This is a genomic window from Luteimonas sp. A478 (assembly GCF_054052025.1).
The window spans coordinates 126,946-152,399 of the sequence record NZ_JBSVRF010000003.1; the positions used below are offsets into that span (position 1 = coordinate 126,946).

General features: G+C 67.6%; 31 protein-coding genes. 23 read left to right on the plus strand and 8 right to left on the minus strand.

From position 1 onward, the window contains the following. Positions 1–19: 19 nt before the first annotated feature. A complete protein-coding gene (locus ACW7G3_RS07095) occupies positions 20–733 on the minus strand; it encodes a pseudouridine synthase (protein WP_456981978.1) in 714 nt (237 codons plus the stop codon). 62 nt (positions 734–795) lie between these two features. On the opposite strand from ACW7G3_RS07095, the gene ACW7G3_RS07100 reads away from it, so the two are divergent. The 7 genes from ACW7G3_RS07100 (at position 796) to ACW7G3_RS07130 (ending at position 4,303) form a co-directional block, all read left to right on the plus strand. Further along, entirely contained in the window at positions 796–939 is a 144-nt protein-coding gene (locus ACW7G3_RS07100) for a type II toxin-antitoxin system YoeB family toxin (protein ID WP_456981980.1), read from the plus strand. A gap of 7 nt (positions 940–946) precedes the next feature. Further along, positions 947–1,315 (plus strand): hypothetical protein, encoded by a 369-nt coding sequence (locus ACW7G3_RS07105; RefSeq protein ID WP_456974044.1) that lies wholly within the window; start codon positions 947–949, stop codon positions 1,313–1,315. A 90-nt stretch (positions 1,316–1,405) separates the two neighbouring features. Continuing rightward, positions 1,406–2,137 carry a hypothetical protein gene (locus ACW7G3_RS07110; protein ID WP_456974042.1) on the plus strand — a complete coding sequence of 244 codons (732 nt, stop codon included), beginning with the start codon at positions 1,406–1,408 and terminating at the stop codon, positions 2,135–2,137. Between the two features lie 3 nt (positions 2,138–2,140). Continuing rightward, positions 2,141–2,644, plus strand: coding sequence for an RNA polymerase sigma factor (locus tag ACW7G3_RS07115; protein ID WP_456974040.1), 504 nt, complete (start codon positions 2,141–2,143; stop codon positions 2,642–2,644). Then, positions 2,634–3,176, plus strand: a complete 543-nt coding sequence (locus ACW7G3_RS07120; RefSeq protein WP_456981982.1) for a hypothetical protein — start codon at positions 2,634–2,636, stop codon at positions 3,174–3,176. Before ACW7G3_RS07115 ends, ACW7G3_RS07120 begins: the two co-directional genes overlap by 11 nt. Positions 3,177–3,280: 104 nt before the next feature. After that, positions 3,281–3,601, plus strand: coding sequence for a hypothetical protein (locus tag ACW7G3_RS07125; RefSeq protein WP_456981984.1), 321 nt, complete (start codon positions 3,281–3,283; stop codon positions 3,599–3,601). Between the two features lie 30 nt (positions 3,602–3,631). Next, on the plus strand, positions 3,632–4,303 hold the full coding sequence (locus ACW7G3_RS07130) for a hypothetical protein (protein ID WP_456981986.1): 672 nt from the start codon (positions 3,632–3,634) through the stop codon (positions 4,301–4,303). A 19-nt stretch (positions 4,304–4,322) separates the two neighbouring features. Here ACW7G3_RS07130 and ACW7G3_RS07135 read toward each other — a convergent pair whose 3' ends face one another. The 4 genes from ACW7G3_RS07135 to ACW7G3_RS07150 form a co-directional block, all read right to left on the minus strand. Continuing rightward, positions 4,323–5,552, minus strand: a complete 1,230-nt coding sequence (locus ACW7G3_RS07135) for a hypothetical protein (RefSeq protein ID WP_456981988.1) — start codon at positions 5,550–5,552, stop codon at positions 4,323–4,325. A gap of 53 nt (positions 5,553–5,605) precedes the next feature. Next, complete coding sequence (locus tag ACW7G3_RS07140) at positions 5,606–5,851, minus strand: DUF2249 domain-containing protein (protein ID WP_456981989.1); 246 nt, start codon at positions 5,849–5,851, stop codon at positions 5,606–5,608. A 101-nt stretch (positions 5,852–5,952) separates the two neighbouring features. Continuing rightward, on the minus strand, positions 5,953–6,816 hold the full coding sequence (gene pdxY / locus ACW7G3_RS07145) for a pyridoxal kinase (protein ID WP_456981991.1): 864 nt from the start codon (positions 6,814–6,816) through the stop codon (positions 5,953–5,955). Beyond that, positions 6,813–7,577: a YggS family pyridoxal phosphate-dependent enzyme gene (locus ACW7G3_RS07150; protein ID WP_456974026.1), complete on the minus strand. Its 765-nt coding sequence runs from the start codon at positions 7,575–7,577 to the stop codon at positions 6,813–6,815. The genes pdxY and ACW7G3_RS07150 overlap by 4 nt, the downstream gene beginning before the upstream one ends. Before the next feature lie 228 nt (positions 7,578–7,805). On the opposite strand from ACW7G3_RS07150, the gene ACW7G3_RS07155 reads away from it, so the two are divergent. The 8 genes from ACW7G3_RS07155 (at position 7,806) to ACW7G3_RS07190 (ending at position 14,465) form a co-directional block, all read left to right on the plus strand. Next, positions 7,806–8,747 carry a DUF808 domain-containing protein gene (locus ACW7G3_RS07155; protein WP_456974024.1) on the plus strand — a complete coding sequence of 314 codons (942 nt, stop codon included), beginning with the start codon at positions 7,806–7,808 and terminating at the stop codon, positions 8,745–8,747. A 92-nt stretch (positions 8,748–8,839) separates the two neighbouring features. Next, on the plus strand, positions 8,840–9,631 hold the full coding sequence (locus tag ACW7G3_RS07160; protein WP_456981992.1) for a lytic transglycosylase domain-containing protein: 792 nt from the start codon (positions 8,840–8,842) through the stop codon (positions 9,629–9,631). Between the two features lie 90 nt (positions 9,632–9,721). Next, positions 9,722–11,293 (plus strand): N-acyl-D-amino-acid deacylase family protein, encoded by a 1,572-nt coding sequence (locus tag ACW7G3_RS07165; protein WP_456981993.1) that lies wholly within the window; start codon positions 9,722–9,724, stop codon positions 11,291–11,293. A gap of 9 nt (positions 11,294–11,302) precedes the next feature. Further along, positions 11,303–12,490: an NAD(P)/FAD-dependent oxidoreductase gene (locus tag ACW7G3_RS07170; protein ID WP_456981994.1), complete on the plus strand. Its 1,188-nt coding sequence runs from the start codon at positions 11,303–11,305 to the stop codon at positions 12,488–12,490. A 28-nt stretch (positions 12,491–12,518) separates the two neighbouring features. After that, a complete protein-coding gene (locus ACW7G3_RS07175) occupies positions 12,519–12,971 on the plus strand; it encodes an FKBP-type peptidyl-prolyl cis-trans isomerase (protein WP_456981996.1) in 453 nt (150 codons plus the stop codon). A 69-nt stretch (positions 12,972–13,040) separates the two neighbouring features. Then, entirely contained in the window at positions 13,041–13,358 is a 318-nt protein-coding gene (locus tag ACW7G3_RS07180) for a thioredoxin family protein (protein WP_456974014.1), read from the plus strand. Between the two features lie 53 nt (positions 13,359–13,411). Beyond that, on the plus strand, positions 13,412–13,804 hold the full coding sequence (locus tag ACW7G3_RS07185; protein WP_456974012.1) for a host attachment family protein: 393 nt from the start codon (positions 13,412–13,414) through the stop codon (positions 13,802–13,804). Positions 13,805–13,859: 55 nt separating this feature from the next. Beyond that, positions 13,860–14,465, plus strand: coding sequence for a hypothetical protein (locus tag ACW7G3_RS07190; RefSeq protein WP_456981997.1), 606 nt, complete (start codon positions 13,860–13,862; stop codon positions 14,463–14,465). Between the two features lie 25 nt (positions 14,466–14,490). Here the strand turns inward: ACW7G3_RS07190 and ACW7G3_RS07195 are convergent, their stop codons facing one another. After that, positions 14,491–16,590 (minus strand): PAS domain-containing protein, encoded by a 2,100-nt coding sequence (locus tag ACW7G3_RS07195; protein WP_456981999.1) that lies wholly within the window; start codon positions 16,588–16,590, stop codon positions 14,491–14,493. 76 nt (positions 16,591–16,666) lie between these two features. Next, the gene (locus tag ACW7G3_RS07200; RefSeq protein ID WP_456982383.1) at positions 16,667–17,815 is read right to left on the minus strand and encodes a PQQ-dependent sugar dehydrogenase; all 1,149 of its coding nucleotides are present in this window, start codon (positions 17,813–17,815) and stop codon (positions 16,667–16,669) included. Between the two features lie 341 nt (positions 17,816–18,156). Between ACW7G3_RS07200 and ACW7G3_RS07205 the strand changes: the two genes are divergently transcribed. The 6 genes from ACW7G3_RS07205 (at position 18,157) to ACW7G3_RS07230 (ending at position 21,548) form a co-directional block, all read left to right on the plus strand. Next, positions 18,157–18,486, plus strand: coding sequence for an EF-hand domain-containing protein (locus ACW7G3_RS07205; protein WP_456974004.1), 330 nt, complete (start codon positions 18,157–18,159; stop codon positions 18,484–18,486). Positions 18,487–18,598: 112 nt separating this feature from the next. Beyond that, complete coding sequence (locus ACW7G3_RS07210; protein ID WP_456982001.1) at positions 18,599–19,345, plus strand: HAD family hydrolase; 747 nt, start codon at positions 18,599–18,601, stop codon at positions 19,343–19,345. 107 nt (positions 19,346–19,452) lie between these two features. Continuing rightward, positions 19,453–19,881 carry a hypothetical protein gene (locus tag ACW7G3_RS07215; RefSeq protein WP_456982003.1) on the plus strand — a complete coding sequence of 143 codons (429 nt, stop codon included), beginning with the start codon at positions 19,453–19,455 and terminating at the stop codon, positions 19,879–19,881. Between the two features lie 80 nt (positions 19,882–19,961). Continuing rightward, positions 19,962–20,393 (plus strand): hypothetical protein, encoded by a 432-nt coding sequence (locus ACW7G3_RS07220; RefSeq protein ID WP_456974159.1) that lies wholly within the window; start codon positions 19,962–19,964, stop codon positions 20,391–20,393. Between the two features lie 39 nt (positions 20,394–20,432). Then, on the plus strand, positions 20,433–20,861 hold the full coding sequence (locus tag ACW7G3_RS07225) for a copper resistance protein NlpE N-terminal domain-containing protein (RefSeq protein ID WP_456982004.1): 429 nt from the start codon (positions 20,433–20,435) through the stop codon (positions 20,859–20,861). Between the two features lie 15 nt (positions 20,862–20,876). After that, complete coding sequence (locus ACW7G3_RS07230; RefSeq protein ID WP_456982006.1) at positions 20,877–21,548, plus strand: hypothetical protein; 672 nt, start codon at positions 20,877–20,879, stop codon at positions 21,546–21,548. 4 nt (positions 21,549–21,552) lie between these two features. Here the strand turns inward: ACW7G3_RS07230 and ACW7G3_RS07235 are convergent, their stop codons facing one another. Then, positions 21,553–21,732, minus strand: a complete 180-nt coding sequence (locus ACW7G3_RS07235; RefSeq protein WP_456982008.1) for a hypothetical protein — start codon at positions 21,730–21,732, stop codon at positions 21,553–21,555. A gap of 208 nt (positions 21,733–21,940) precedes the next feature. Here ACW7G3_RS07235 and ku point away from each other — a divergent pair, with 208 nt between their 5' ends. Both ku and ligD read left to right on the plus strand, forming a co-directional pair. Further along, the gene (ku, locus tag ACW7G3_RS07240) at positions 21,941–22,903 is read left to right on the plus strand and encodes a non-homologous end joining protein Ku (RefSeq protein ID WP_456982009.1); all 963 of its coding nucleotides are present in this window, start codon (positions 21,941–21,943) and stop codon (positions 22,901–22,903) included. A gap of 3 nt (positions 22,904–22,906) precedes the next feature. Continuing rightward, entirely contained in the window at positions 22,907–25,339 is a 2,433-nt protein-coding gene (gene ligD / locus ACW7G3_RS07245) for a DNA ligase D (protein ID WP_456982010.1), read from the plus strand. Positions 25,340–25,454 lie beyond the last annotated feature (115 nt).

The window sequence follows — 25,454 nt, forward strand, 5'->3', positions numbered from 1 at the left end:
CGGCAGGGTTGATCGCGCATCAGAATTCCGTCTGGCCCGGCAGCAGCGCACGCAGCTCGGCTTCGGTGAGGTTGCGCCATTGGCCGGGCTTGAGATGGGCCAGCTTGACCGGTCCTATCCGCACCCGCACCAGCTGCTTGACCCGCAGCTTGAAGTGCGCCGCCATCAGGCGGACCTGGCGGTTGAGGCCCTGGACCAGGACGATCCGGAAGCCGTATTTGCCCAGCGGGCTGGTCCGGCACGGCAAGGTCATCTTGCCGTGGACGGGTACCCCGCGGGCTATGCCGCGCAGGGCTTCCTGGGTGACCGCGTTGTTCACGCTCACCAGGTACTCCTTCTCCAGCTTGTTCTCGGCGCGCAGGATGGCGTTGACGATGTCGCCGTTGCTGGTGAGCAGGATCAGGCCCTCGGAATCCTTGTCGAGCCGGCCGATCGGGAAGATCCGTTCCTGGTGATCGATGAAGTCGATGATGTTGCCCTTCACCGACGACTCGGTGGTGGAGGTGATGCCCACCGGCTTGTGGAGCGCGATGTAGACGTGGCGGCGCTTGCCGGGCGCGACGGTTCGGGTCTGCAGCGTCTGGCCGTCGATTGCGACGATGTCGTCTTCGCCCACTTCCGAGCCCACGCGCCCGCGCTGGCCATTGACCGTGACCCGGCCTTCGCCGATGAGGCGGTCGGCCTCGCGGCGCGAGCAGGCGCCGGTGTTGCTGATGTACTTGTTCAGGCGCATGCCGCGGGCGTCACCGGAAATCTTGAAGGGCGAGAAGTCTGGCAGATCGCGCGCGCGGGGTCATGGGGCGCGGGCGCGCGACCACACCGGAACGGCTGGCCGACGCCTACTCCCGGCGAATCAACATCCAGCATCGTCTGGTCTATCAAGTGCTCCAGGCCGAGCACACCGTTAAAGTCCTGAGAATGTGGACGCACTACGAGTAGACGGGCCATGACGACTCTGCATGTTGGATCAGTGCTGCTCTTCCTCCTCGGCCTGGCCCACTCGCTGCTGGGCGAGCGCTACATTCTCATCCGCCTGTTTCGCCGCGACCACCTGCCCAGGCTGTTCGGCGGTACCGCGTTCACCATCCGCACGCTGCGCTTTGCCTGGCACATCACCACGGTGGCGTGGTGGGGCATGGCGGTGCTGCTCTGGCAGGCCGCGTCGGGTGACCTGGGGCGTAGCCAGCTGCTGACCGTGCTGGGCTGGACCATGCTGCTGTCGGGAATGCTGCCGCTGGTGATGACCCGCGGGCGTCACCTGTCGTGGGTCGTGCTGTTCTTCGTCGGCGGCCTGGCTTTGTGGGCGGCTGGGTGAGAGGGCAGCCCCTTGCCGCTGTAACGTCTGTCAGGTTCTCCCTGGCCCGCTCGTCTGTATTCCATAACTTGGGCTGTGACGGGGATGGACATGGAACTGACAGGCACGCGGGGTGACGTATTTGGCTATGACCAGGCAGTGCTGCGATGGACCCGGGTTGGAGCGTGGTGGAAGCAGGGCTGGCGGATATATCGCGTAGCGCCGTTGCGGCTTCTGGTGTTGGCGCTGCTGCCCGTGCTGTTCGAAGCGCTTGTCCAGTTGACTCCGGCGGCGGGCATGGTGCTCTCCAAGCTCCTCACGCCAGCTGTCTCCGCTTGGGTGCTGGTCATGCTTGACCACAAGGTGCGCCATCACCGGTTCTCGCCCCGGATCACCGGCTGGCAGACAGCGCTGCGTTGGCGCCAGGTTGCGGGTTTGGCGCTGGCGAGCCTTGCAGTGTTCGGCCTGCAGGCGTCGGTGGCCGCCCTGATCGGCAACCAGACGCAGGCAATTGCGCTGGTGATGGGGGATGTTGCCGGTATTACGTTCTCCCGGGCACAGATGGCCTGCATCCTTGCTTCGGGAATGGGTCTGATGCTGTTCCTGTTTTTCGTCGGTCCACGGATGGTCCTGGATGGAATGCGGCTGTGGCCGGCGATCAAGGAGAACGCCCGGCTTCTCAAGCGCTGCTGGCAGCCAATGGTGCTCCACTCGCTGGTCATGGCGATGATGCTGGCCGGGCTGGTCTGGATGCCCTTGCTGCTGCTGGTGCTTCTGCCCGCAGGCCTATGCATCGGGTATGCGGCGTATCGGGACGTTTTCGCTCCGGTGCTGGACGCCTGAAGGGTGAAGTCGCCGTCTGACATCGATGTTGTTCTGCGCGACCACGGTTCGATGCTGTTCCGCATCGCAGCGGGGTACACGCGGACCAGTGCTGCCCGCGACGACCTGGTGCAGGACATGTCGGTCGCCCTGTGGAAGGCGTTGCCGGCGTACCGCGGCGATGGTCCGTTGAAAGCTTTCGTTGCCCGTATCGCACAGTTCACCGCGCTCGACCACGTGAGGCGCCGGGCCAACCGCACCGACTCCGCCAGCCTGGACGAGCATCTGGAATCCACTGCGCTGCGCCCCGAGCAGTACGCCGATGGGCTGCAGGAGCGCGACCGGCTGCTGGAGGCGGTACGCCGATTACCCGGCGGGCAAAGGGAATGCGTACTGCTTGTGCTGGAAGGTTTTGGCAACCGCGAGATCGCTGTAATCCTGGGCGTGGCCGACAACACTGTGGACCAGCGCCTGAGTCGGGCAAGGCAGAAATTGCGGGGCATGCTTGGAGACCGAAATGAGAAATGACGACTGGGGTGATCTTGTTGCTCAGTGGAGCGCGACTGACGCGCCTGATCCCGGTGTATTGCGGTCGCGCATGCGGCGATACCGGTGGCGGAATCGGATCGGCCTGGTGGGCGAATTTCTCGGCGTACTGGCGGTGCTGGTGCTGTCGGCGTGGGCGTGGAGCCGGCAGTCCGAGTTGCGGTCATGGCTGGTGGTCGCCTGCACCGTGGTGGTGGCGTGGCAGGTGGGATACCTGCTGATTCGCCAGCGCTATCGCCTGTTCGGCCTCCCCGCTGGCGGGCTTGTGGGAATGATTGATGCGGAGGTGCGCCGCGCGAAATTCGTGGTGGCGACGCTTTGGTTCGGCCTCGCCGGCGGCCTGTTGCTGATCCCGCTGGCGTTCCTGACGCTTCCGGCCATCCATCACCAGCACCTGGGCTCCGGATTCCTGATTGCCGCCGCGGGTTACGTTCCGTACGTGGTATTCCGGACCTGGCGACTGGTCCGCAAGATGGCGAGCCTGCGGGCGGAGCGAGACCGGCTCATGGGATGACGTGCTGCACCCCGGCCCAAAAGCCCGCCACCAGGCGGGCTTTCTCGTCCGCTGGAAAATTTGGTTAAAGTCCCGCCTGAAGTCGAATCGGGAGCCGCTTCAAGATGCTGATCACACTGGTGCGCTGGGTGCTGGCCCTGATGCTTGGATTCATCGCCTGGGGTGCCTTCTCGGCCGGGGATACGATCCCTTCCATTCCCATGTTTGCCGGCGCCCTGGTGGTGCTGCCGCCGGTCGGCCACCTTCTCGGACGCCTGGCGCGTCCGGTCAAACGACCCGCCGTGGCGATCGCGATCGGGTTCGTCCTGGTCCTGGGCGGCCTTGCGCTTGCCGGCCTCACTGCCGGGGGCGGCATGGCGCCTGATTCGCCGCATGCGGCGGACACCGTCACCGTCCCTGATGGGGGTGCCCAAGCCGGGTACTGATCGGTCCGTCCAGCACCGCCGCCAAGGCCAATGGAAGTGACTGGTCGCCAGTATGCTCACGGCGCAGAGTTGCAGCTCTATGTGCCCGCCCGCGGAGAACTTCGTCCCGGACAACGAATGGAACATATGACGATGGAACGTCTTGGAGGTGAAGGGTTGCAGCGGGTTGACCGCGGCGCGGCAGCCTTGGTGTCCGTGTCGTTCAACTTGGTGTTGCTGTGCTTTCTCAATGCCAGTTTGCGGTCGCCTGGCCCCCACGTGGCTCCGGCACATGACGTCATCCAGTTGGTCTGGATCGAAGAGGCACCGGATGCGTTGCCCCCTTCCACGGAGGTGGCCGTCCCGAAGCAGTCGAACCGCAGTGCGAGGGAAGCCGAAAAGGCGGCTCCAATGTTTGACAAGCCACTTGAAGCGGTGGAGGCAGAGTCGGGGAATGGCACCCAAACGCTTGACCTTTCGCTACCAGGTGGCGAACTGGTTTATTCCAGCCGGAGGATCTACGCGCCTGGCCCCTCACTGCCCTCGGCTCCCGAGCCTCGCGCACGTTTTGTGTTCGTGGATCGGTCGCTTGGGGGGACCATGCAGCGTATGAGCAAGAACAGGATGTGCGGGGAGCTGAAGTTCGCGTTGACAGATAGTCCTGAAAGTGCGGATGCGATCCTGGCGTCGATGAAAAGGATCGGCTGTGGTGAACGCGAATAATGCCGGGAAGTCGGCGTGATCAGGGGCTGGAAGCTTCGTTTCCGGCCGGGAAGTTCTCCCGCCGGAATGTCCGCGCCCTGCCCATCCCACGCAGCTGAACCGCCAGCACGGCCGCCCACGACAGCACCAGCATCAGCCCGGCCGGGCGGGCGAGCATGGCAGGCTCCAGCACGGCGCCAATCAGCACTGCAGCCGTCAGCAGATGCATCGCCAGCACGACCCACTTGTCCTTGTCCGGTACCAGGGTGCCTACGCCGGGCACGCGCATGCCGCGGGGGCAGTCGCGGCGCAGGTTGATCCAGGCGAGGAAGCCGATGATTTCCAGCATCATGCCGGTGAGCATCATCGGCAGGCCGATGGCGATGGCCAGGGCGCCAGCGAGGAACACGCCCTCCGATGACAGCGGGGAGGTGGTGCCGGCCAGGGTGATCACGCAGGCGGCGCCAACGGCCAGCGTGCCCAGCCGCCACGCCCACACCAGCGCGGGGTTGCGCCGGTACAGCCGGCGCAGCGGCAGCCACAGCGAGGTGCCGACAAACAGCAGCGCGGGCAGCAGGGCGGAGACCACCAGCGGCTGCTGCAGGCCGGTGTAGATCCGCAGGGTGGCGCCGATGGCCAGCGACACCACGGTCAGTGCGATCCAGCCTCCCAGCCACCGATCCGGGATTTTTTCGGTGCCCTGGAACATGGGCAGGGTGACGCTGCCCACAGCGGCCATCAGGCCCAGCACGCCGCCGAGCAGGCCGATGGTGGCGTGGGCATCGGTGATCGATTCCAGCGGCAACGGGGCGTCACCGCGGAGAATGGCGACCAGTACGGCACCGGCCACCGCGGTTACGGCCAGTGCCAGTACCGCCATCGCCAGGCCGGAGCGCAGCACCTGCTGGGCGCCGCGCTTCAGCAGCCCGGGCAGGGCAGCCGCGACGAACACCAGGATCGGCACGGCCAGCAGCACGCTGGACACGCCCAGCCCGGTGCGGTGCATCTGCACCATGGAGACGGCAAACATCGCCAATCCGAGGTTGAACGCGACGTGCAGCCAGGCGGCCGAGCGCCCCAGCGGCATGGGCGTGCCGGCGGCCACGGGCAGGAACTGCAGCAGGCTGCCGAGCATGGCGTTGCCCAGCACGCCCAAGGTGAACAGGTGCACCAGCGCCACGGTGTGCGGCGACCAGCGGCTGGCCAGGGCGGTCTCGCCATAAGCGAGGAGGAAGGCGCCGGCCAGCATTCCCCAGACGGGAACGCTCAACAACCAGCGCAGGGGCCTTTGCGGCGGGGGCGCCTGGGCGAAATCCAGGCCGCTCATGCCACGGCGGGGAAGCGCTCCGCGTCTTCGCGCAGGAAAATGAGGATGCGGGCGTGGCTGTCCGGGCTGGGTTCACGGCGCCATGCGCAGCCCTGCATCTCGAGGATGGGCAGCAGCGGAGTGGGCCAGAACGGGGTCAGGGCCTCGATGGAATCGCCCGGAGTGAGCGCGTCGACCGCGTCGAGGAGGCGCTCCATGGGCTCAGGCGCCGGCAGGTGTCGCAGGTCCAGTTGGATGGGCATGCAGGGATCCGATAGTTGTCCGATGGGGACACAATGCCGGTTCAGCGCCGGCGGCTCCATGATGTGCATCAAGCGCGCGTGCCGCAGCGTGAAGGCCCGGACTATTCCAGGCGGCGGGCGATATGCCGCGGCAGGGCGAGTTCCTGCCAGCCCTGCGCCTGCACATGTCGCAGCACGTCGACCACATTGCCGCAGGTGCGGTCAACGGCATCAAGCAGCGGCACACCGCTGTCGATCCGCCCGGCCACCAGGGCGGCAAACATGTCGCCTACCCCCTTCACCGGATGTGGCACCTGCGGGTGTTCCAGCACTTCGCGCACGCCCTCACCGACGATGGCCACCTGGATCCGGTCCGGCGGGCACAGCTCGGGCGCGGCGCTGGTCACCACCACCCAGCGGGTGGTGTCGTTGAGCAGGGCTTCGGCCGCGTCCAGGCACTCATCCAGGGTGCGCAGGCTGCGGCCGGTCAGCTTGCCGAGTTCGAAATGGTTGGGGCACAGGCCCTCGGCCAGCGGCAGCAGGTGGTCGCGCCACACCGGCAGCAGGGCCGGATCGGTATAGACGCCGTAGTCGTGGTCGCCGATCACCGGATCGATCTGCAGCCGCAGCGTGGGATTGATCCGCTGCATGCGCTGCACCCAGGCGGCCAGGGCCATGCCCTGTTCGGGAGAGCCGAGATAGCCGACCAGCACGCGGCGGGCGCGGGTGGCGGCCTGGCGCGCTTCCAGGTCATCCAGCAGGCCCTGGAACCAGTCCAGCGGCAGCGGGGCGCCATGCATGGTGGGGTAGTGGGGGGTGTTGCCGAACACCACCGTGGGCACCGGCGCCACGTGCAGGCCCAGCGCCTGCAGCACGGGCACGGCGATGTTGTTGCCCACGTTGCCGTAGGCCACCTGCGACTGCACCGAGACCACATCGATGATGCGCTCGCCCACGGGGGGCGGCGGAGTTGGCGGGCGGCTCACTCGCCCGCCTTCCTGCCGGCGAAGCCGGGCCAGTAGTCGCTGTCGGCGGTGGGGCGCGTGCCGAAGATCGCGGTGCCCACGCGCACGGTGGTGGCGCCTTCCTCGATGGCCATTTCGAAATCGCCGGACATGCCCATGGACAGCTCGTCCATGACGATGCCGTCGGGCGCGCTCTGGCGCAGGCGGTCACGCAGCTCGCGCAAGCGCACGAAGCAGGGGCGCACCAGGGATTCATCCGGTGAAAACAGCGCCAGGGTCATCAGCCCGCGCACGCGCAGCGAGGAATACGCCGGCAAGGTGCGCACGAAGGCCTCGACTTCCTCGGGCGGCAGGCCGAACTTGGATTCCTCGCCCGAGGTGTTCACCTGCACCAGCACGTCGATGGCGCGGCCTTCCATCTGCAGGCGGCGGTCCAGCGTTTCGGCCAGGCGGGTGCTGTGCAGGGCCTGGAACTCGCTGATGAAGCGGGCCGCGTGCTTGGCCTTGTTGGTCTGCAGGTGGCCGATCAGCACCCAGCGCAGGTCGGCCAGGTCTTCCATGGCCTCCCACTTGTCCTGGGCTTCCTGCACCTTGTTTTCGCCCAGCTCATGGATGCCCAGCGCGTGGATGTCGCGCAGGCGGGTTTCATCCACGGTCTTGCTGACCGGCAGCAGGCGGACTTCGGAAGGATCGCGGCCGGCGCGCTGGCAGGCGGCGGCGATGCGGGCACGGATCGCGTCGAGATTGGCCCCGAGATTGGCAGCGGGATCGTTATTGGTCATTCCCCAAGTTTACGCCCCCACCCTTTCGGGTAGGAGCGCGCCATGCGCGCGAAGCCGCGTAAATCCCGGCGATGCGGGGTAGCTCCGGCCACGACGCGGTTACCGACGCCTCGCGGCAATGCCATGTGTCACGCGGCTTCGCGCGCATGGCGCGCTCCTACGCGGGGTGTGTGTAGGCGTTGACATGGGTTCCGGCACACTTGCGTTTTCCGCGAAGGATGGGACGCAATGGCCGGTGCCAGCCTGCTCACCCTGCTCGACGATATTGCTTCGATCCTCGACGACGTCTCCATTCTCACCAAGGCCGCGGCCAAGAAAACCGCCGGGGTGCTGGGCGATGACCTGGCCCTCAACGCCCAGCAGGTGACCGGGGTGCAGGCCGACCGCGAACTGCCGGTGGTATGGGCGGTGGCCCGCGGCTCATTCCTCAATAAGGCGATCCTGGTGCCGGCGGCGCTGGCGATCAGCGTGTGGCTGCCGTGGGCGATCACGCCGCTGATGATGGCGGGCGGCGCGTTCCTTTGTTACGAGGGTGCGGAGAAGCTGGCGCATCGGTTCCTGCATCCCAAGCAGGTGCAGGAGCGCAGGCAACAGCATGCGGAACATAACGCCAACCAGGCGGTGGACCGGGTGGCGGCGGAGAAGGACAAGATCCGCGCCGCGATCCGCACCGACTTCATCCTTTCGGCGGAGATCATCGTGCTGTCGCTGGGCGTAGTGGGCGGCGCGCCGTTCTCGCAGCAGGCCATGACCCTGGTGGCGATTGCGCTGGGCATGACGGTGGGCGTGTACGGGTTGGTGGCGGGCATCGTGAAGCTGGACGATTTCGGCCTGTGGCTGTGCCGCCGGGAGGGGGCGTTGGCGGGATTCGGGCGTTGGATCGTGACCGCCGCCCCCTGGCTGATGAAGACGCTGACCGTGGTGGGCACGGCGGCCATGTTCCTGGTCGGCGGCGGCATCTTCGTGCACGGCATTGGCGCATTGCAGGCGCTGCTGGACCAGTTGTCACCCGATGGCGCTGCGGGCGCGCTGGTCAGCATGTTGGGCAACGGCGTGGTCGGCATCGTGGTGGGCGCCGTGGTGCTGGCAGTGGTGGAGTTGTTCGGGCGGCTGCGCCGGGGCGGCAAGGATCCGGAGGGTCCTTCGCCGGACGTGACGCCTGCCGGCTGAACGGCTGCTTTCGCGCGGCGTCGACGTTCACCGGCGTGCCCGCGGGACGGGCCTAGGCTCGAAAGATCATGCTCATCTCTGCGCCCTTATCCATGCTTGTTTCCGCCGTCCGGCGCGTGGCGGCGGGTGCTGCATTGTCCATCTTGCTGCTGGCCTGGAGCGCGCCCGCCGATGCACGCACGGTGTGGCGGTGCGTGCGTGATGGCACGGTCAGCATGGCCACGGCGCCGGAGCCCGGTTCGCAGTGCGAGGCGCTGGTGATCGAGGACGATCCGGTGCAGACGCCCAACCTGTGGGGCGCGATGGGCGAGGTCAGCGGCACCCTGTATGAGCTGGAGCAGGACGGGGTGCTTGTCTACACCACGCGCCAGCTGCCGGGGGCCCGGCCCTATCTGCGCTTCACCGTGCAGACCCCGCCCGGCGAGACTGCGCACGCCGGCCTGGGAAGATTGGGACCTCCGCAGCTGCGCACGTTTGCAGAGGAGTTCCGCCGGGCGGCGGAGGCCACCGGGCTGGACGAGTCCTGGTTGCGCGCCGTTGCCCACGCGGAGAGTGGGTTCAGCGCCGATGCGGTGTCGGACAAGGGCGCAGCGGGCGTGATGCAGTTGATGCCCGGCGTGATCGCTGACTACGGAGTGGATGATCCGTTTTCCGCCGGGCAGTCGATCCGCGCCGGGGCGCGTTACCTTCGCGACCTGGTGCGCCGATATGACGGCAATGAGGTGCTGGCGCTGGCCGCATACAACGCCGGGATCGGTACCGTGGCCCGATACGGGGGCGTGCCGCCCTATCGGGAAACGCAGGATTACCTGGGCAAGGTGCAGGCGCTGCGCCTGCGTTACCGCGACGCAATGGGGAAGGGGCCATTGCGCGTGGCCCAGTGATGGCCGCGGGTGCTGCGGGCACCGGCTGTTGGAGGGTTCCCGGCTTCCCACGCATACTCGGGCGTTGTCCGGGTTTGGGGAGTGATCACCATGGTTGATGGCGGCTGGTCCAGGCGCGAAGTACTGGCGGCAATGGCGGCGGGCGCCGCAGCAGGGCTGGTGCCTTGGCGCGTGCGGGCGCAGGACGCCGCGCCGCTGCTGCTGCGCGATGTGCGGGTGATCGACGGCACCGGTGAACCGGCCCGCCACGCCGATGTGCTGGTGAAGGATGGCCGGTTCGTGCAGATCGGTCGTGTGGGCCGCAGCGAGTCCCGCGGCGCGCGCGTGATCGCCGGCGGCGGCCGGGTGCTGGCGCCGGGCTTCATCGATCTGCACACCCACGGCGATCCGCTGCAGCGCTCCTACCAGCCCTTCCTCGCCATGGGCGTGACCACGGTGGTGCTGGGCCAGGATGGCGGCAGCCCGGGCGCCGGCAGCGATGGCAGGCGCCGGCTGCCGGACTGGATGGCGGAGGTTGAAGCGGCCGGCCCCGACATCAACGTGGCCACCTGTTCCGGACACGGCACCCTGCGGCGCCAGGCGGGCATTGGCGATGACACCCGGGTGCCCTCCGCGGCGCAACTTGCGCAGCTTGTGGCGCTGCTGGAAGAAGACATGGCCGCGGGTTCGTTCGGGCTCTCCACCGGGCTGGAATACGTGCCCGGCATGTACGCCGAACCGGAGGAGATCGCGGCGCTGGGCCAGGCGGTGGCGCGCCACGGCGGCGTGGCCATGAGTCACATGCGCTCGGAAGACGATGACCGGGTGGAGGATTCCATCCGCGAACACATCGAAGCCAGCCGACCGGCCCGCACCCATATTTCGCACCTGAAGGTGGTCTACGGGCAGGGAGCCGGGCGCGCCGAGCGGTTGCTGGAAACGCTGGAGGAATATCGCCGCGCGGGCGTGGAGCTGACCGCCGATGCCTACCCGTATACGGCCAGCTACACGGGCGTTGGCATCCTGTTTCCCGAATGGGCGATGCCGCCCACCGACTACGCCGAAGTGCTGGCATCGCGCCGCGACGAGCTGCGTGCCGCGCTGGAGGCGCGGATGATCCGTCGCGGCGGTCCGCAAGCGCTGCTGTTCGGCAGCGGCCCCCACGCGGGCCGGACGCTGGCGCAGGTGGCCGAAGCCGCCGGCCAGCCGTTCCCGGATGTGCTGCTGGAGATCGGCCCGCGCGGCGGCAGCGCCGCGCACTTCGTGATGGACGAGGCGCTGCAGGCGCGGCTGATGCTGGATCCGTACGTGGCCATCGCCAGCGACGGCTCGCCCGGCGGAAGCCATCCCCGCGGCGCGGGCACGTTTGCCAAGTGGATCGAGGAGTTCGCGGTGCGCGATGGGCTGGTGACGCTGGAAGAGGCGGTGCGCAAGTGCACCGGGCTGCCGGCATCGATCCTGCGCCTGGCCGACCGCGGCGTGGTGCGCGAGGGCGCAGTGGCCGATCTGGTGCTGTTCGACCCGGCGCGGGTGCGGGCGCGGGCGGATTACGTGGACCCGACCGCGCAGGCCGAAGGTTTCGACCTGGTGGTGGTGAACGGCGTTCCGGCATTCGAGGACGGCGAGCGTATTGCGGCCGCCGGCCGGGTGCTGAGGCACGGGGATGCGCGCGCGGCCCGATAGAATGCGCCGATGCAAAAAGAGCACATAGACGTGGCGGTGATCGGTGGCGGCGCCGCCGGCCTGATGTGCGCGCAGGTCGCTGCCGCGCGCGGCCTGCGGGTGCTGGTGCTGGAAGGCTCCAACCGGGTCGGCAAGAAGATCCTGATGTCCGGCGGCGGGCGCTGCAATTTCACCAATACCGGCACCGGGCCCGAGAACTTCATCTCCACCAACCCGCATTTCTGCAAGTCGGCGCTGGCCCGCTATTCGCCGTGGCACTTCCTGGAGATGGTGGAGCGGCACGGCATTGCCTGGCACGAGAAGGAGCTGGGCCAGCTGTTCTGCGACGAGTCGTCCAAGCTGATCGTGAAGATGCTGCTGGACGAGTGCGAGCGTGTGGGCGTGCGCGTCGAGACCCGCTGCGACATCACCGCGGTCAACGTGCAGGACGACGGCTGCTTCGATATCCGCAGCCGGCTGGGCACCACGGTGGCCAACCGGGTGGTGGTGGCGAGTGGCGGGCTTTCCATCCCCAGCATGGGCGCCAGCGGGTTCGGCTATGAGCTGGCCAGGCAGTTCGGCCACGAGGTGCTGCCCACCCGCGCCGGGCTGGTGCCGCTGACCCTGAGCGGCCGCCACCAGGAGCGGCTGGCCGAGCTGGCCGGGGTGGCCCTGCCGGTTGAGGCCCACAGCAACGGACAGAGCTTTCGCAACGCCATGCTGCTGACCCACCGCGGGGTCAGCGGGCCCTCGATCCTGCAGATCTCCTCGTACTGGCAGCCCGGCGATGAACTGCGCCTGGACCTGCTGCCGGGCACCGATGCGCTTGATTTGCTGCAGCACTGGCAGGCCAAACGCCCGGACGCGGAGCTGAAAACCCTGCTGGGCGAGGTGATGCCGCGCCGCTTTGCCCAGCGCCTGTGCGAACACTGGTTCACCAGCCAGCCGATGCGCCGCTACACCCCGGCGCAGCTGGGAGACATGGCCGCCACGCTGTCGGCCTGGCCGCTGGTGGCCAGCGGCACCGAGGGCTACCGGACCGCCGAGGTGACCCTGGGCGGGGTGGATACCGACGAGGTGTCGTCTTCCACCCTGGAATCCAGGCGGGTGCCGGGGCTGCATTTCGTTGGCGAGGTGCTGGATGTGACCGGCTGGCTCGGCGGTTACAACTTCCAGTGGGCCTGGGCATCGGGCCATGCGGCGGGGCAGGCGGTGTAATCTTCGGTCCCCTGTTATGGAGACTGCCATGTCCATCACGTCCGTCCGGATCCTGCTCGCCAGCCTGTTTGCCGCTGTCCTGGTCAGCGGCTGCGCCGATCCCGGCCCGCCGCCTGGCGGCACGGTGGCGCAGATGGAGCAGATCGAGATCCGCGAGGGGCAGGGCGATGTGGCCGAAGCCGGCGATGAGGTGACGGTGCACTACAGCGGCTGGGTCTACGACGAGCGCGAGGCTGACCGCCGCGGCGAACCCTTCGACAGTTCGCTCGAGCGTGACCAGCCGTTCGTGTTTCCGCTGGGCGCCGGCCGCGTGATCCGCGGTTGGGACGAAGGCGTGGCCGGCATGCGCGTTGGTGGCCAGCGTGAGTTGCGCATCCCCGCGGAGATGGCCTATGGCCGCCGCGGCGCCGGCGGCGTGATCCCGCCGAACGCTTCGCTGGTGTTCGAGGTCGAGCTGCTCGAGGTCCACAAGGGCCAGTGATTCCCGGCCGGCGGCTGGCCGGGCAGGCCGTATGCTGCAGCTTCACCTGGCCGCTGGCAGGATCACTCCATGGCCTACACCCGTGACTACGCAGCCGAAGAGCCCAGCCGATCCGAAGTCGACGTGCTGGACGGCATCACCGTGCTGGAATTCGGCGCGCCGTGGTGCGAACACTGCCAGGCCGCCCAGCCGGCACTGGAGCGCGCCCTTGCCGGGCGCGACGAGCTGGCGCACCTGAAGATCGAAGACGGCAGCGGACGGCCTCTGGGGCGCTCGTTCCAGGTGAAGCTGTGGCCCACGCTGGTGGTGCTGCGCGATGGCGCGATCGTCGCCCGTCTGGTCCGTCCGGCGCCCAACGAGATCGAACACGAACTGGGGCGGCTGTAAACCGCAGCCGCCCATCCCTGGAAGAGATCGACCTGGAAGGAGATCGCACCCGAATGAGGATTCCCAAGGACACCCTGATCATCGTCGCCGACGGCGGAGGCGCGCGGCTGTTGCGCAGCGTGGGCGGCGTGTTTGAGCACGAGCTTGTCCAGGTGGACAGCCTCACCCCGCAGAACCTGGATGACGACGGCCCCGCGGGCTCCATGCCGACCGAAACCCGTGGCGAAGAGATGGACGAGGCCACCTTCGCCAAGCAGCTGGCCAACCATCTCAATGCGCTGGTGCTGAAGAATGGATTCGAGCACGCGGTGCTGATCGCCGATCCCCAGACCCTTGGGCAGATTCGCCCCAGCCTGCATAAACAGGCCAGCGAGCGGCTGCTTGCGGAGATTCCGAAAAACCTGACCAACGCTCCGATTCCGGACATCGTCCGGGCCCTGTCCTGACCCCGGCGCCCGGATGCGGCGATACTTCCGGGTCATGCCTGTCGGGGAGTCGAGGATGCAGACCGTTGTTGACCGGAAGATGTTGAACCGCGCGCTGCCGCCGTTGGCGCTGGCGCTTTCACTGGCCGTGGCCGGCAGCGCCAGCGCAGGCGATCCGCAGGACCAGTGGTGGGAGCGGCTGCAAGCGCTGTGCGGCAAGGCCTACGCCGGGCAGCTGGTACGGGCGCCGGAAGGGGATGACACCTTCCGCGATCGCAATGTGGTCATCCACGTGCGTGACTGCAGCAGCAACCGGGTACGGATCCCGCTGGTGATCGACGATGACCGCTCGCGGACCTGGGTGCTGAGCCGCAGCGCTGATGGAATCGAGCTGCGCCACGATCACCGCCAGGCTGACGGCAGCCCGGATACGGTCACCATGTATGGCGGCATCACCAGCAACACCGGCAGCGCCGATACCCAGATGTTCGCCGCCGATGACCAGACCCGCGAGGTCATCCCCGGCAGCGGTCAGCGCAGCGTGTGGCTGATGGAGATCCACCCGGATGGACGCTTTGTCTATGCGGGCAACCGGGTGGGTACAGAGCGCGGGTTCCAGGTGGATTTTGATCTGTCCCGGGCAGTGCCTGCGCCTGAAGCTCCCTGGGGCTGGGAAGACTGACCTTCGCCGGGGGTCCTGGCGCGTGTTACCTGCGGTCCCGTGCTTGTGGCAGGCCGTGTGCCTGCCACTGCACGGCGAGGCCCTTGCCGGCCCGCTTGGCTGCGTACTGCGCCTGGTCCGCGCGCTGCAGGGCCTGTTGCAGTGACACTTGCGCCGCGTCGGCGATGTAATAGCCCAGGCTGCAGGAGGCATGCCGGGTCTGGTCGGCGGCGCCCGCGGCCGTTTGCCGCGTGGAAGCACTGACCGCGCCGATAAGCTTCGCGGCCACTGTTTCGGCCGCGCCCGCGTCGGACACATGGCGCACGATCACCGCGAACTCATCCCCGCCAAGGCGTCCGATGATGTCGTCCGCCCGCAGGCTCTCGCGGACCCGGGTGGCTACTTCCTGCAGCAGCCCGTCGCCGGATGCGTGGCCCAGGCTGTCGTTGATTTCCTTGAAGTCGTCCAGATCGAAGAAGAATACGCCCAGCGGGCGTCCCTGGCGTGCGGCTTCCTTCCAGGCGTGGCCGCCGTGCGCCTCGAAGCCGGCACGGTTGAACGTACCGGTCAGCGGGTCCTGTTCGGCGCGACGCACCAGTTCCTGGCGATGGGCCTTTTCCAGGGTCACGTCGCGCAGCATCACGTGCACGCCATCCACGTGTCCGTCCTGGTCGCGCTGGGGGATGAACACCGCATTCCAGGTGCGGATAGCCGTGTCGCCCGGATCGTCGAAGTCCACGCTGTGTTCGACTCCCGCGCGGGCCCGCTCCAGGCCCTCGGCGAAATATTTCGCCACCGAGTTGCTGATCAGTTCAACCAGTGGCTGACCGATGATCTGCTCGACCGTCCGCTGCAGCTCGTCCGTCCAGCCGGAGTTGATGAATTCCACCCGCATGTCGCGGTCCACGAACATCAGCAGCAGCGGCAGCGCATCGGCCAGGGTGGCCAGGCGCCGGTCGCCGCGGCGGCGGGCCAACTCGGCCAGGTGTTCGCGGGTAAGGTCCTGGACGGTGGCGAAATAGCCGCTGATCCGACCGTCGATGATCATCGGCGAGGCATGCACCGTGCACCAGACGGTGCGCCCGTCGATATGCATGTAGCGCTGGCGGCCGGAGAACTTCTCGCCGGCGCGCCAGGTGCGCTCCCACTGTTCTGCCACCCGCTCACGGTCCTCCGGGTGGACTGCTTCCAGCCACCCATTGCCCAAAGCCTGCTCCTGGGAGACTCCGGCCAGCGCCTGCCAGGTACGGTTGACATAGGTGCAATGGCCCTGGGCATCGGTGCGCATCAGGCCGAGCGGGGCGGCGTCGTTCACCGCTTCCAGTTCGGCGGTCTTGGCGCGCAGTTCGCGTTCGATGCGCTGCCGGTCGGTCACATCATGGGCGAGCCCCAGCACCAGTTGCTCTCCCTCGCGGTCGATCAGGCGATTGTGATAGCGCCAGATCCGCAGCTCACCGTCGACTATCACCGGCACCAGGCCGTGGTCCGCGCCGCGTTCGTGGATGCGCCCCAGGTAGGCGTCGACCTGGTCGTGGGCGGCCGCGGGCACGAATCCATGTAGCCGCCGTCCCACCAGCGCTTCCGGTGCAAGGCTGAATGCTTCTGCCGCCGCCGGATTCACCGACAGCAGCATGCCGCCAAGCGAATGGGTGCAGATCAGGCCCATGCTGTGATCGAAGATGTCGCGGTAGCGGCGCTCGCTTTCCGCCAGCTGCCTGCGTGATTGCAGCAGTTCTTCGCGTGCCTGCCGATCGCGGTTTTCCAGTTCCTGGCGGGCCTGGGCCAGACGCAATGCGCGGTCGATCACCGCAGGCTTGGCCTCGGATTTGCGCAGGTAGTCCTGGGCGCCGGCGGCGATGGCCCGCTCGCCAAGGTCCTCGTCGCGCCCGGTCAATACCACGACCGGCAACTCCGGGTAGCGACCCACGATCGCTTCCAGGCCCTGCAGTTCCTCGCAGTCGGGCAGTCCGAGGTCGAGCAGGACCGCGGCGTAGCGGCCGCTTTCTAGCATCCGCAGCGCTGCTTCCAGCGACTGCGCATGTTCCACCTCGCGCGGGGGATTGGAGGCGCGACGCAACAGGGCCGAATACAGCGCGGCATCGCTGCGCGTGTCGTCTACCAGCAGGATCGTCCCGGCCTGTCCCATCGCGCGAGATCCTACCCCACGTGCCGGCAATCGGGCCGGGCGTGGGTCATCCAGGCGTCGCCGGCGGCCGGGGACATCAGGAGCCGGCAGGCGTGAGTTTGAACAGCTTGCCGTTGTCACCTCGGCCGCCGTCTTCCAGCAGCCAGATCGCGCCGTCCGGGCCCTGCTCCACTTCGCGGATGCGGGTGCCCATGTCAAAGCGCTCGGCTTCGCGCGCCGATTCGCCATCAAACTCGATCCGCACCAGCGACTCGGAGGACAGGCCACCGATGAAGCCACTGCCGCTCCAGTCCGGGAACATCCCGCCGTCATAGATGATGAAGCCGGCCGGAGAAATCACCGGGGTCCAGGTGATCACCGGGGCGCGGAACTCGGGGCGGGTGTCGTGGTTGGGGATCGGGCGGCCGTCGTAGTGATCGCCGTTGGAAGCGATCGGGTAGCCGTAGTTAGCGCCGCGCTCCACCAGGTTCAGTTCGTCACCACCCTTGGGGCCCATTTCGTGGTTCCACAGCCGGCCCTGGGCATCGAACACGAAGCCGAGCGGATTGCGGTGGCCGAGCGACCACACTTCCGCGGCCACGCCGCCCTGGCCGGCGAAGGGATTGTCAGCGGGGACCGAGCCATCTTCATTCAGGCGCAGGATCTTGCCCATGTTCGACTGCATGTCCTGGGCCGGATCGAACTTCTGCCGGTCGCCGGAGCTGATCCAGAGCATGCCGTCGTGGAAAGCGATGCGGTGCGCGTAGTGGCCCTGGCCGCTGACCTTGGGCACCTGCCGCCACACCACTTCCAGATTCTCAAGCGAGCCGTCGCCGCTGCCGTCCAGCACCAGCCGCGCACGGGCCACCGCCGCGCCGGCGGTATCGCCTTCGCCGGCCTCGGCATAGCTGATGTAGACCAGCGGGTTGCTCTGGAAGTCAGGGTGCAGCACCACGTCGCCCAGGCCGCCCTGGCCGCCGTGCACCACCTCGGGGACGCCGCGGATCTGGCCGGTGATGTCGCGCTGGGGGTCGTACAGGCGCAGCGTGCCCGGTTTCTCCGTCACCAGCAGGCGGCCATCGGGCAGGAAGGTCATGGCCCATGGCTCATTGAAGCGGCTGATTTCCTCCATCGTAAAGGGGCGCCCGGAGCTGGCCGCGGCGCGTTCCGCCGCCTCGGCAGCCGGCCCTTCCAAGTTGACGGGCACTTGGTTGTCGCCGCAGGCGCTGGCCAGGAGGCGGCGCAGGCGGCCGCCAGCAGGTGTCGGGTCATGGTGCTCTCCGTATCCGGACGGGTGAAATGACAGGAGCGCATAAGATACCGGCAAGTAAAGGTTGTGTTGTATTCAGTCCTCCGCGCTCCGTTCCCCGGAACGGCGTCTGCGAGCGTCGGCGCGCAGTGGCGCGCTCTATTGGCTCCAATGCCGACCCGGTCACGTCGGGACCTAGCTGCTGTCCGGCGGCTTTTGGTTAAAAGCGCGTGGACAGTGCGAACGCCGGCCCCCGCGCGGTTCATTTGGGCCCAAGCAGTCTCGGCGCCGTGCGGAGCGACACGGTCCGCGCTTTTGATTTCAACTGGAGAGACTGCATGAACAACGTACGCAAGCCCCTGACCGGCCTTCTCGCCCTCGGCTTTGCCCTTGCCATGCCGATGGCCTTCGCCCAGGAAGCCGACGACCTCGGTCAGGAGCCGACGGCGCCGACCGGCCAGCCTGCCCCCCAGGGCCAGGTGAGCTGGAATGACCTGGACAGCGATGGTGACGGCAACCTCAGCCGTTCCGAAGCCGCGGGCCTGGCGCAGCTGGCCTCGGTCTTTGACCAGGCCGACGCTGACGGCGACGGCGTGCTGACGCCGCAGGAGTACCAGGCCTGGGCCGCTTCGCAGGGCGCAGGCGCCCCGCCGCCTCAGGAAGACTGAACCCGCCAGAGCGATCCCGCAAGGATTGATCCGGCGGATGAAGCATTGGCTTCATGCGGGCGGGGCGGCCATCTGGTCGCCCCGCCTTTTTTCTGTCCCGTAAAATGCGCGGATGACAGAACAAAGCGAATCCAGCATCGGCCTGGTCGGCTTCGACGCCGATGACACCCTCTGGCGCAGCCAGGACTTCTTCGATCAGGCGCAGCTGGAGTTCGAGCACATCCTCGGCCGCTACGTGGACCTTGACGACAGCCGTGCGCGCCAGCGCCTGTATGCGGTGGAGAAGGGCAACATTGCGCTGTTCGGCTACGGCGTGAAGGGCATGGCGCTGTCGATGATCGAAGCGGCCATCGACATCACCACAGCGCGCATCGACGCCGCCGACATCGGCCGCATCCTGCGCCTGGCCAAGGACATGCTGCAGCACCCGGTGGAACTGCTGCCGGGCATCCGCGAGGCGGTGGAAGCGGTGGCCGCCCGCTACGAGGTGGTGCTGATCACCAAGGGCGACCTGTTCCATCAGGAAGCCAAGGTGCGCGAATCGGGTCTGGCTGAACTGTTCCCGCGGATCGAGATCGTCAGCGAAAAGGATCCACAGACCTATGCCCGGGTGCTGGGCGAATTTGGCCTGCCCGCGCACCGCTTCCTGATGATCGGTAATTCGCTGCGCTCGGATGTGGCGCCGGTGCTGGAGCTGGGCGGCTGGGCCGTGCACATGCCTTACCACGTGACCTGGGAGCACGAGATGGAGGCCGACCTGGGTGAGCATGCCTGGCGGATGCGCGAAGCGCCCGCCCCTGCTTCCCTGCCCGCGGTGGTCGAGGAAATTGCCGCCGCCGCCGGTGCCGCCGCGGCCTGAACAGGGGCCGGTGGGAGGCTGCGGGTTATAAGCCGGTTCACCATTGCCGGGGCATGGTGGATCCATCGCCCCGCCGCCCGCCGGGGAACCTGCTGAGGAGTCCGCACATGTACATTTCCTTCCGTTGGCTTGCTCCCCTGATCCTGGCCGCCGGTTTCGGCGCCGCCGCGCTGGCCCCGGCCCCGGCCCGTGCCAATGATGACCTGGTCCGCGTGATCGTCGACGTGGCCGATGTGGTGCTTCGCGGCGGCTCGCCCTATTACCGCCATGGCAACTACGGCCATAACGACCGCCTGGTCGTGGTGCATGACCGCCGCGGGCGGCCGGTGTATTACCGCCAAGTGCCCCGCAACTACCGTGCCGGTTACCATCCGTCGCAGTTCCGTGGCCCGCCGCCGCACGCCCGTGCCCGCGGCCACGCCAAGCAGCGCAACGGCAACTGCGACCGCAATGGCCGTTGCAGCGTGCGCTACTACGACCCGCGCTTTGACCGCGATAACCGCGGCAAGCGCAACCGCCGGGACAACCGCTGGTGAGCGGGCGCAGGCGACAACCGCTGGCGGGTACCGACGCCATGCATCGCGGGCAAGCGGGCTCCGGCAGCAGGGCATTGCAGATGCTTGCCGCGGCGGCCGTCGCCGCCCTGCTTGCCGCGTTGCCTACAGGCCCGGCGCAGGCGCAAGCGGAGCTGGATTGCCGGCTCAGTTTCAACATGAGCGGCTGGTCGGTGTTCTATAAGACCGCCAGCGGTACCGGAACGGTGAGCTGCAACAACGGGCAAAGCATGCCGGTGACGATCGAAGCCCGCGGTGGCGGACTGAGTTTCGGCAAGTCGCGGATCGACAACGGCAGCGGCACGTTTTCCGGCGTCAAAAGCATGCGCGAAGTGCTGGGCGGCTATGCGTCGGCCGAAGCGCACGCGGGGGCGGTGCGTTCAGCCAATGCCCGCGTGGTGACCAACGGGCCGGTCAGCCTGGCCCTGGCCGGCACCGGCGATGGCTGGGACGTGGGCGTCGCTTTCGGCTCGTTCATCATTTCCGAGCGTTGATCCACGGCGCCCCTGGCGCTGTTACGGCACAATCACCCGATGCGAAACACGTACGCTGCGGGAGTGCTGCTCGTGCTGGCCGGGGCATTGGCGGGATGTGGCAGCCCGCCAGAACCCCTGTTGACACTCGAGGTTGCAGATGGCGCCCGGATGCACTGGGCGGGCTCCCTGCCGTGCGCCGACTGTGCAGGCATCCAGACTTCGCTGGTGTTGGCCCGCGACGGTGACCGCCAGCGCTGGCGGATGGCGGAAACCTACCTGACCGCTGAACATGCCGAACGATTCGTGCAGGGTGGCCGCTGGCAATCCGCCGAAGGCCTGGTTTTGTTGGAAGGCACCGAAGGCAGCCTGCGCACCTTCGCGCTGTTGTCCGATGGGCGCCTGCAACTGCGTGATTCTGAAGGTCGTCCGCTGCCCGGAGCCCGGTCGGCCGATACCCTGTCGCCCAACGCGTCCCCAGGCCGGTAGCCGGAGAGCGGAGTAATGATGGACAAATATTGCAGATGCACCCTGTTGATTGGCCTGTGCCTGGGCATGGCACTCACGGCCAATGTCAGCGCGCAGGACACCGCAACGGTCCGGCCGCCGTCGGAGCGGCTGCAGGAGGGTCAGCTGGATCAGGAGCAGCTGGATCAGGAGCCGGCCGGTCCGGATGAGGACGACGGGCAGGAAGAAGCGGAGCCGGAAGAAGCAGGAACGGAGCCGGAAGAAGTGTCGGCTACCGGTGACGTCTGGCTTGACGCCCGCCTGGCAGATGTCGGCCGCTATGCGGGCCGCCATCGCGAAGCGTTTATCGATGAGATGGTGAGGTATCTCGGCGCTGCGCGGGGACCGCTGACTGCGTTGATGGACGAGTCGGAATGGGAGCCGGGCGATGTGTATTTCGCCTGCTCGTTGGCCCGGGTGACCGGCCGCTCATGCGGGTTGATCGTTGACCTGCGCGAACAGCAGCCGGCCGCCAGCTGGAACACGCTGGCCGCCGGATTGGGTGCCGGTCCGGGGAGCGAAGCCTTTGCCCGCCTCAAGCGTGGCGTGGTTCACAGCTACCAGCGCTGGGGCAGGCCGCTGGAACTGGATGCGGAGCTGTCGCGGGCCTTCCCGGACCACGGCCAGCCGCCCATCCAGCCGGCATCGGGCGACGGGGAGCCGTTCTAGCAGATCACTTGCGCGGCTTGGCCGGCACGAACGGCGACACCGGGTCGCTGGCAGGGAAGGTTTCCTCCAGCGCCTCGTCCTGGTTGCTGTCAGCGTGGCTATGGCGCGCGCGACGCTCGCTGGCTGTCTCGTCATTGCCACGTCCGCCGTCTTCAGCCGGCAGGTCCTTGCGATCTCGACCCATGGGAAGCACCTCGCTGACTTGGGATGACAATCGTCTGCCGCTTGACGTTGTGGTGGCGTGACCGTGGGCCCACACGGCCGTGACGCGGCATCCACGCGGGCCCTGCCATCGTTCCTGTCCCGTTCAACGGCGGGGGCATATCAGCGCCTGAGCCGCACGCCCGGCGCCAAGACCGGGCGATCACTTTGACTGACCCGAGGAGCGCCCCATGGCCCGGCCGATCTGGACTGGCACGCTATCGTTTGGACTGCTCAACATCCCGGTGCGGCTGATGGCCGGGGAACGTCGCGTGGACCTGAGTTTCCGCATGCTCGACAGCCGCAACAATGCCCGCGTGCGCTATGAACGGGTGAACGAGGAAACCGGCGAGGAAGTGCCGTGGAAGGAGATCGTCAAGGCGTTCGAGTACGACAAGGGCGCCTACGTGGTGATCGAGGAAGAGGACATCGCCGCGGCTGCGCCCGACCGCAAGGAAACGATCGATATCGATACCTTTGTCGACGTTGCATCGATCGGGGTGGAGTACTTCGACAAGCCGTACGTGCTCGAGCCCGCGGCGAAGGCGGAGAAAGGCTATGTGCTGCTGCGCGATGTACTGGCCCGCACCGGCAAGGCGGGCATTGGCCGGGTGGTGATCCGCACCCGCGAATACCTGGCTGCGGTGCTGCCGCGCGGGAACGCGCTGGTGATGATGGTGCTGCGCTTTGCCCAGGAGCTGGTGGACCCTGAGGAGTACCGCCTGCCCGAGGGGAAATCCGACAAGTGGAAAATCACCCCGCGCGAGGTGGAGATGGCCGAGCAGCTGATCACTTCGATGGCCGGCGAGTGGGAGCCGGAGCAGTTCAAGGACGACTTCCGGATCCGCCTGCAGCAGGTGATTGAACAGCGGGTGCGCTCTAAGAAGGTGGTGCAGGATGACGAGCCCGAGCAGGAACGGCATCCGGAGGGCGCGGCCACCAACGTCATCGATTTCGCCGAGCTGCTCAAGCGCAGTCTGGAAAAGAAGGGTGGCAAGCGCGGCGGAGGCAACGGGAATGGCGGCGCCAAGGTCACCAAAAAGCCGGCGAAGAAAGCAGCCAGGAAAACCGCAAAAAAGGCGGCAAGGAAGTCATCCACCGGATCCGGCGGGAAAAAGGCCGCCAGGAAGGCGGCGGCGCGCAAGGCGGGCTGAGCCGTGAGCCTGCGCGACTACGTCCGCAAGCGCAGCTTCGATGCCACGCCGGAGCCCTCAGGGGAGGGCCGGGGGCGGGGGAAGCAAGGTGCGCCGATCTTCGTCGTGCAACTGCACCACGCCAGTAGCAGGCATTACGACTTCCGCCTGGAGGCGGACGGCGCGCTCAAGAGCTGGGCGGTGCCGAAGGGTCCCTCGCTGCGGGCCGGGGAAAAGCGCCTGGCGGTGGAGGTGGAAGACCACCCGCTCGACTACGCCACCTTCGAAGGGGAGATACCCAAGGGGCAATACGGCGCAGGCAGGGTGGAGATTTTCGACAGCGGCACCTGGGCCGCCGATGGAGATCCGCTTGAGGCGATCGCCGCGGGCAAGCTGGATTTTGCGCTCGACGGCGTGCGCCTGCAGGGCCGCTTTACCCTGGTGCGCACCGGGCGCCAGGCACGCCAGCCACAGTGGCTGCTGATCAAGCGCACCGACGCCTACGCGCGGGATGTGGACGCCGATGCCCTGTTGGACGAACCCGCCAGGCCGCGGACCGGAAGTCCGGAACCGACGCCTGCCGGCAGGGATGGATGGCGCAAGCTGGCCCTGGCTGCAGGGGGCCGCAAGGCCGCAATGCCCCGCGGGATCGAGCCGCAGCTGGCGACCCTGCGCACACAGCCACCGCGCGGTGACGGTTGGCAGCACGAGGTGAAGTGGGACGGCTATCGACTCCTGGCCTACCGCGATGACGAAGTGGAACTGTATTCGCGCAACCAGCTGCCGTGGTCGGAGCGGCTGCCGCAGCTGGTCGCTGCGCTTGGAAAAATGCCGGTGGCGCAGGCGGTATTGGATGGGGAGCTGATCGCGATCGATGCACGCGGGCGCAGCGATTTCGGCCTGCTGCAGGGCCTGCTCGAACGCGGTGATACCGCGCAGCTGCGGTACGTGGCCTTCGATCTGCTGTACCTGGACGGCGTGGACCTGCGCGGGTGCGAGCTGCGTGAGCGCCGCGCGCTGCTGCGCCAGCTGATCGAAGCGGCCGGATCATCGGTGCTGGCCTTCAGTGAACATGTGCAAGGCGACGCCGCTGCGGCTTTCCAGGCCAGTGTCGGTTCCGGACTGGAGGGCATTGTCTGCAAGCGCGCGGATTCGCCGTACCGCAGCGGCCGCCAGGGCGATTGGATCAAACTCAAGCACGTGGCCGATGAGTCGTTCGTGGTGGTGGGCTACACGCCGCCAAAGAACAGCCGGCATGGCTTCGGCTCGCTGCTGCTGGCACAGGCCCGGACCGCGGACGCCGGGCTCGAATACATGGGCCGGGTGGGCAGTGGCTTCAGTGACGACTCGCTGCGCGCCATCCACAAGCGGCTGCAAGGGCTGCATGCGGAACAAGCCGTGGTGGAGCTGCCTGCACACGTTCCTTTTCCGCTGCGCAGCGTGCGCTGGGTGCGACCGGAACTCATGGTTGACGTGCACACCCGCGGTCGCGGCAAGGAGGGGCTCGTGCGCCAGGCCAGCTTCGTGGGTCTGCGCGAGGACCTCGATGCGCCGCATGCACCACTCCGCCGGGCCCGCCCGACAAAGGAGAACGATATGGCCTCCACCCGCCTGACCAGCCCCGACCGCGAGGTCTATCCGGGCGAGGGCGTCACCAAGCAGGACGTGGCCGATTACTACGAAGCGGTAGCCGACTGGCTGCTGCCGGAAATGGTCGAGCGCCCGCTGTCGCTGCTGCGCTGTCCGGGCGGGATTGGCAAAGAATGTTTCTTCCAGAAACACCACGCTGACAGCCTTGGCCCGGGTGTGCATCCGGTGATGTTGCGCGAGCGCGAGGGCAAGGACGAATACATCTATGTGCGCGACATCCAGGGCGTGCTGTCGCTGGTGCAGATGAACGCGATCGAGTTCCATCCCTGGGGCGCGAGACGCAAGACACCCGAGAAGCCGGACCGGCTGGTGTTTGATCTGGACCCGGCGGACGGGGTGCCGTGGAACGAAGTCATCCGTGCCGCGCGTGAGGTGCGCGACCGACTCGCCGAAGTGGGGCTGGAGAGCTGGCCCCGCCTGTCGGGAGGCAAGGGCGTACACGTGTGCGTACCAATCCGGCCCGGTCCCGATTGGGAGACCGCCAAGGATTTCTGCGGGGCATTCGCCAAGGCCATGACGGCGCACTCGCCCATGCGCTACGTGGCCACTGCATCCAAGCAGGCGCGGCGCGACAGGATCTTCATTGACTGGCTGCGCAACGCCCGCGGCGCGACCAGCGTAGCCAGCTGGGTCCTGCGGGCGCGCAAGGGTGCGCCAGTAGCGATGCCGGTGCGCTGGGAAGAGCTGGGCCGCACCCGGTCGGGCGGGGACTACGACATGACCCGGGCCAGACGCCGTGCGGCCAGCCTGCGCAGCGACCCCTGGCAGGGCTACGTGGAATCGCGCCAGCAACTGCCGGGCACCTGAAGCGGCATCGCGGCGCGGCCTGTTTGCTGAACCCCGCAGCGGGTGCGTTTGGACCTCGCGCCCGCGAGCGCCGACAATAGCGGGCTGATCCGGCCCTTCAGGCTCCTGGCCTTCG

Coding starts and splice junctions, on each gene's coding strand:
- ACW7G3_RS07095 (WP_456981978.1), bottom strand. CDS start 733: ATGCGCCTGAACAAGTACATCAGCAACACCGGCGCCTGCTCGCGCCGC.
- ACW7G3_RS07100 (WP_456981980.1), top strand. CDS start 796: ATGGGGCGCGGGCGCGCGACCACACCGGAACGGCTGGCCGACGCCTAC.
- ACW7G3_RS07105 (WP_456974044.1), top strand. CDS start 947: ATGACGACTCTGCATGTTGGATCAGTGCTGCTCTTCCTCCTCGGCCTG.
- ACW7G3_RS07110 (WP_456974042.1), top strand. CDS start 1,406: ATGGAACTGACAGGCACGCGGGGTGACGTATTTGGCTATGACCAGGCA.
- ACW7G3_RS07120 (WP_456981982.1), top strand. CDS start 2,634: ATGAGAAATGACGACTGGGGTGATCTTGTTGCTCAGTGGAGCGCGACT.
- ACW7G3_RS07125 (WP_456981984.1), top strand. CDS start 3,281: ATGCTGATCACACTGGTGCGCTGGGTGCTGGCCCTGATGCTTGGATTC.
- ACW7G3_RS07130 (WP_456981986.1), top strand. CDS start 3,632: ATGGAAGTGACTGGTCGCCAGTATGCTCACGGCGCAGAGTTGCAGCTC.
- ACW7G3_RS07140 (WP_456981989.1), bottom strand. CDS start 5,851: ATGCCCATCCAACTGGACCTGCGACACCTGCCGGCGCCTGAGCCCATG.
- ACW7G3_RS07150 (WP_456974026.1), bottom strand. CDS start 7,577: ATGACCAATAACGATCCCGCTGCCAATCTCGGGGCCAATCTCGACGCG.
- ACW7G3_RS07155 (WP_456974024.1), top strand. CDS start 7,806: ATGGCCGGTGCCAGCCTGCTCACCCTGCTCGACGATATTGCTTCGATC.
- ACW7G3_RS07160 (WP_456981992.1), top strand. CDS start 8,840: ATGCTTGTTTCCGCCGTCCGGCGCGTGGCGGCGGGTGCTGCATTGTCC.
- ACW7G3_RS07165 (WP_456981993.1), top strand. CDS start 9,722: ATGGTTGATGGCGGCTGGTCCAGGCGCGAAGTACTGGCGGCAATGGCG.
- ACW7G3_RS07170 (WP_456981994.1), top strand. CDS start 11,303: ATGCAAAAAGAGCACATAGACGTGGCGGTGATCGGTGGCGGCGCCGCC.
- ACW7G3_RS07175 (WP_456981996.1), top strand. CDS start 12,519: ATGTCCATCACGTCCGTCCGGATCCTGCTCGCCAGCCTGTTTGCCGCT.
- ACW7G3_RS07180 (WP_456974014.1), top strand. CDS start 13,041: ATGGCCTACACCCGTGACTACGCAGCCGAAGAGCCCAGCCGATCCGAA.
- ACW7G3_RS07185 (WP_456974012.1), top strand. CDS start 13,412: ATGAGGATTCCCAAGGACACCCTGATCATCGTCGCCGACGGCGGAGGC.
- ACW7G3_RS07190 (WP_456981997.1), top strand. CDS start 13,860: ATGCAGACCGTTGTTGACCGGAAGATGTTGAACCGCGCGCTGCCGCCG.
- ACW7G3_RS07195 (WP_456981999.1), bottom strand. CDS start 16,590: ATGGGACAGGCCGGGACGATCCTGCTGGTAGACGACACGCGCAGCGAT.
- ACW7G3_RS07205 (WP_456974004.1), top strand. CDS start 18,157: ATGAACAACGTACGCAAGCCCCTGACCGGCCTTCTCGCCCTCGGCTTT.
- ACW7G3_RS07210 (WP_456982001.1), top strand. CDS start 18,599: ATGACAGAACAAAGCGAATCCAGCATCGGCCTGGTCGGCTTCGACGCC.
- ACW7G3_RS07215 (WP_456982003.1), top strand. CDS start 19,453: ATGTACATTTCCTTCCGTTGGCTTGCTCCCCTGATCCTGGCCGCCGGT.
- ACW7G3_RS07220 (WP_456974159.1), top strand. CDS start 19,962: ATGCTTGCCGCGGCGGCCGTCGCCGCCCTGCTTGCCGCGTTGCCTACA.
- ACW7G3_RS07225 (WP_456982004.1), top strand. CDS start 20,433: ATGCGAAACACGTACGCTGCGGGAGTGCTGCTCGTGCTGGCCGGGGCA.
- ACW7G3_RS07230 (WP_456982006.1), top strand. CDS start 20,877: ATGATGGACAAATATTGCAGATGCACCCTGTTGATTGGCCTGTGCCTG.
- ACW7G3_RS07235 (WP_456982008.1), bottom strand. CDS start 21,732: ATGGGTCGAGATCGCAAGGACCTGCCGGCTGAAGACGGCGGACGTGGC.
- ku (WP_456982009.1), top strand. CDS start 21,941: ATGGCCCGGCCGATCTGGACTGGCACGCTATCGTTTGGACTGCTCAAC.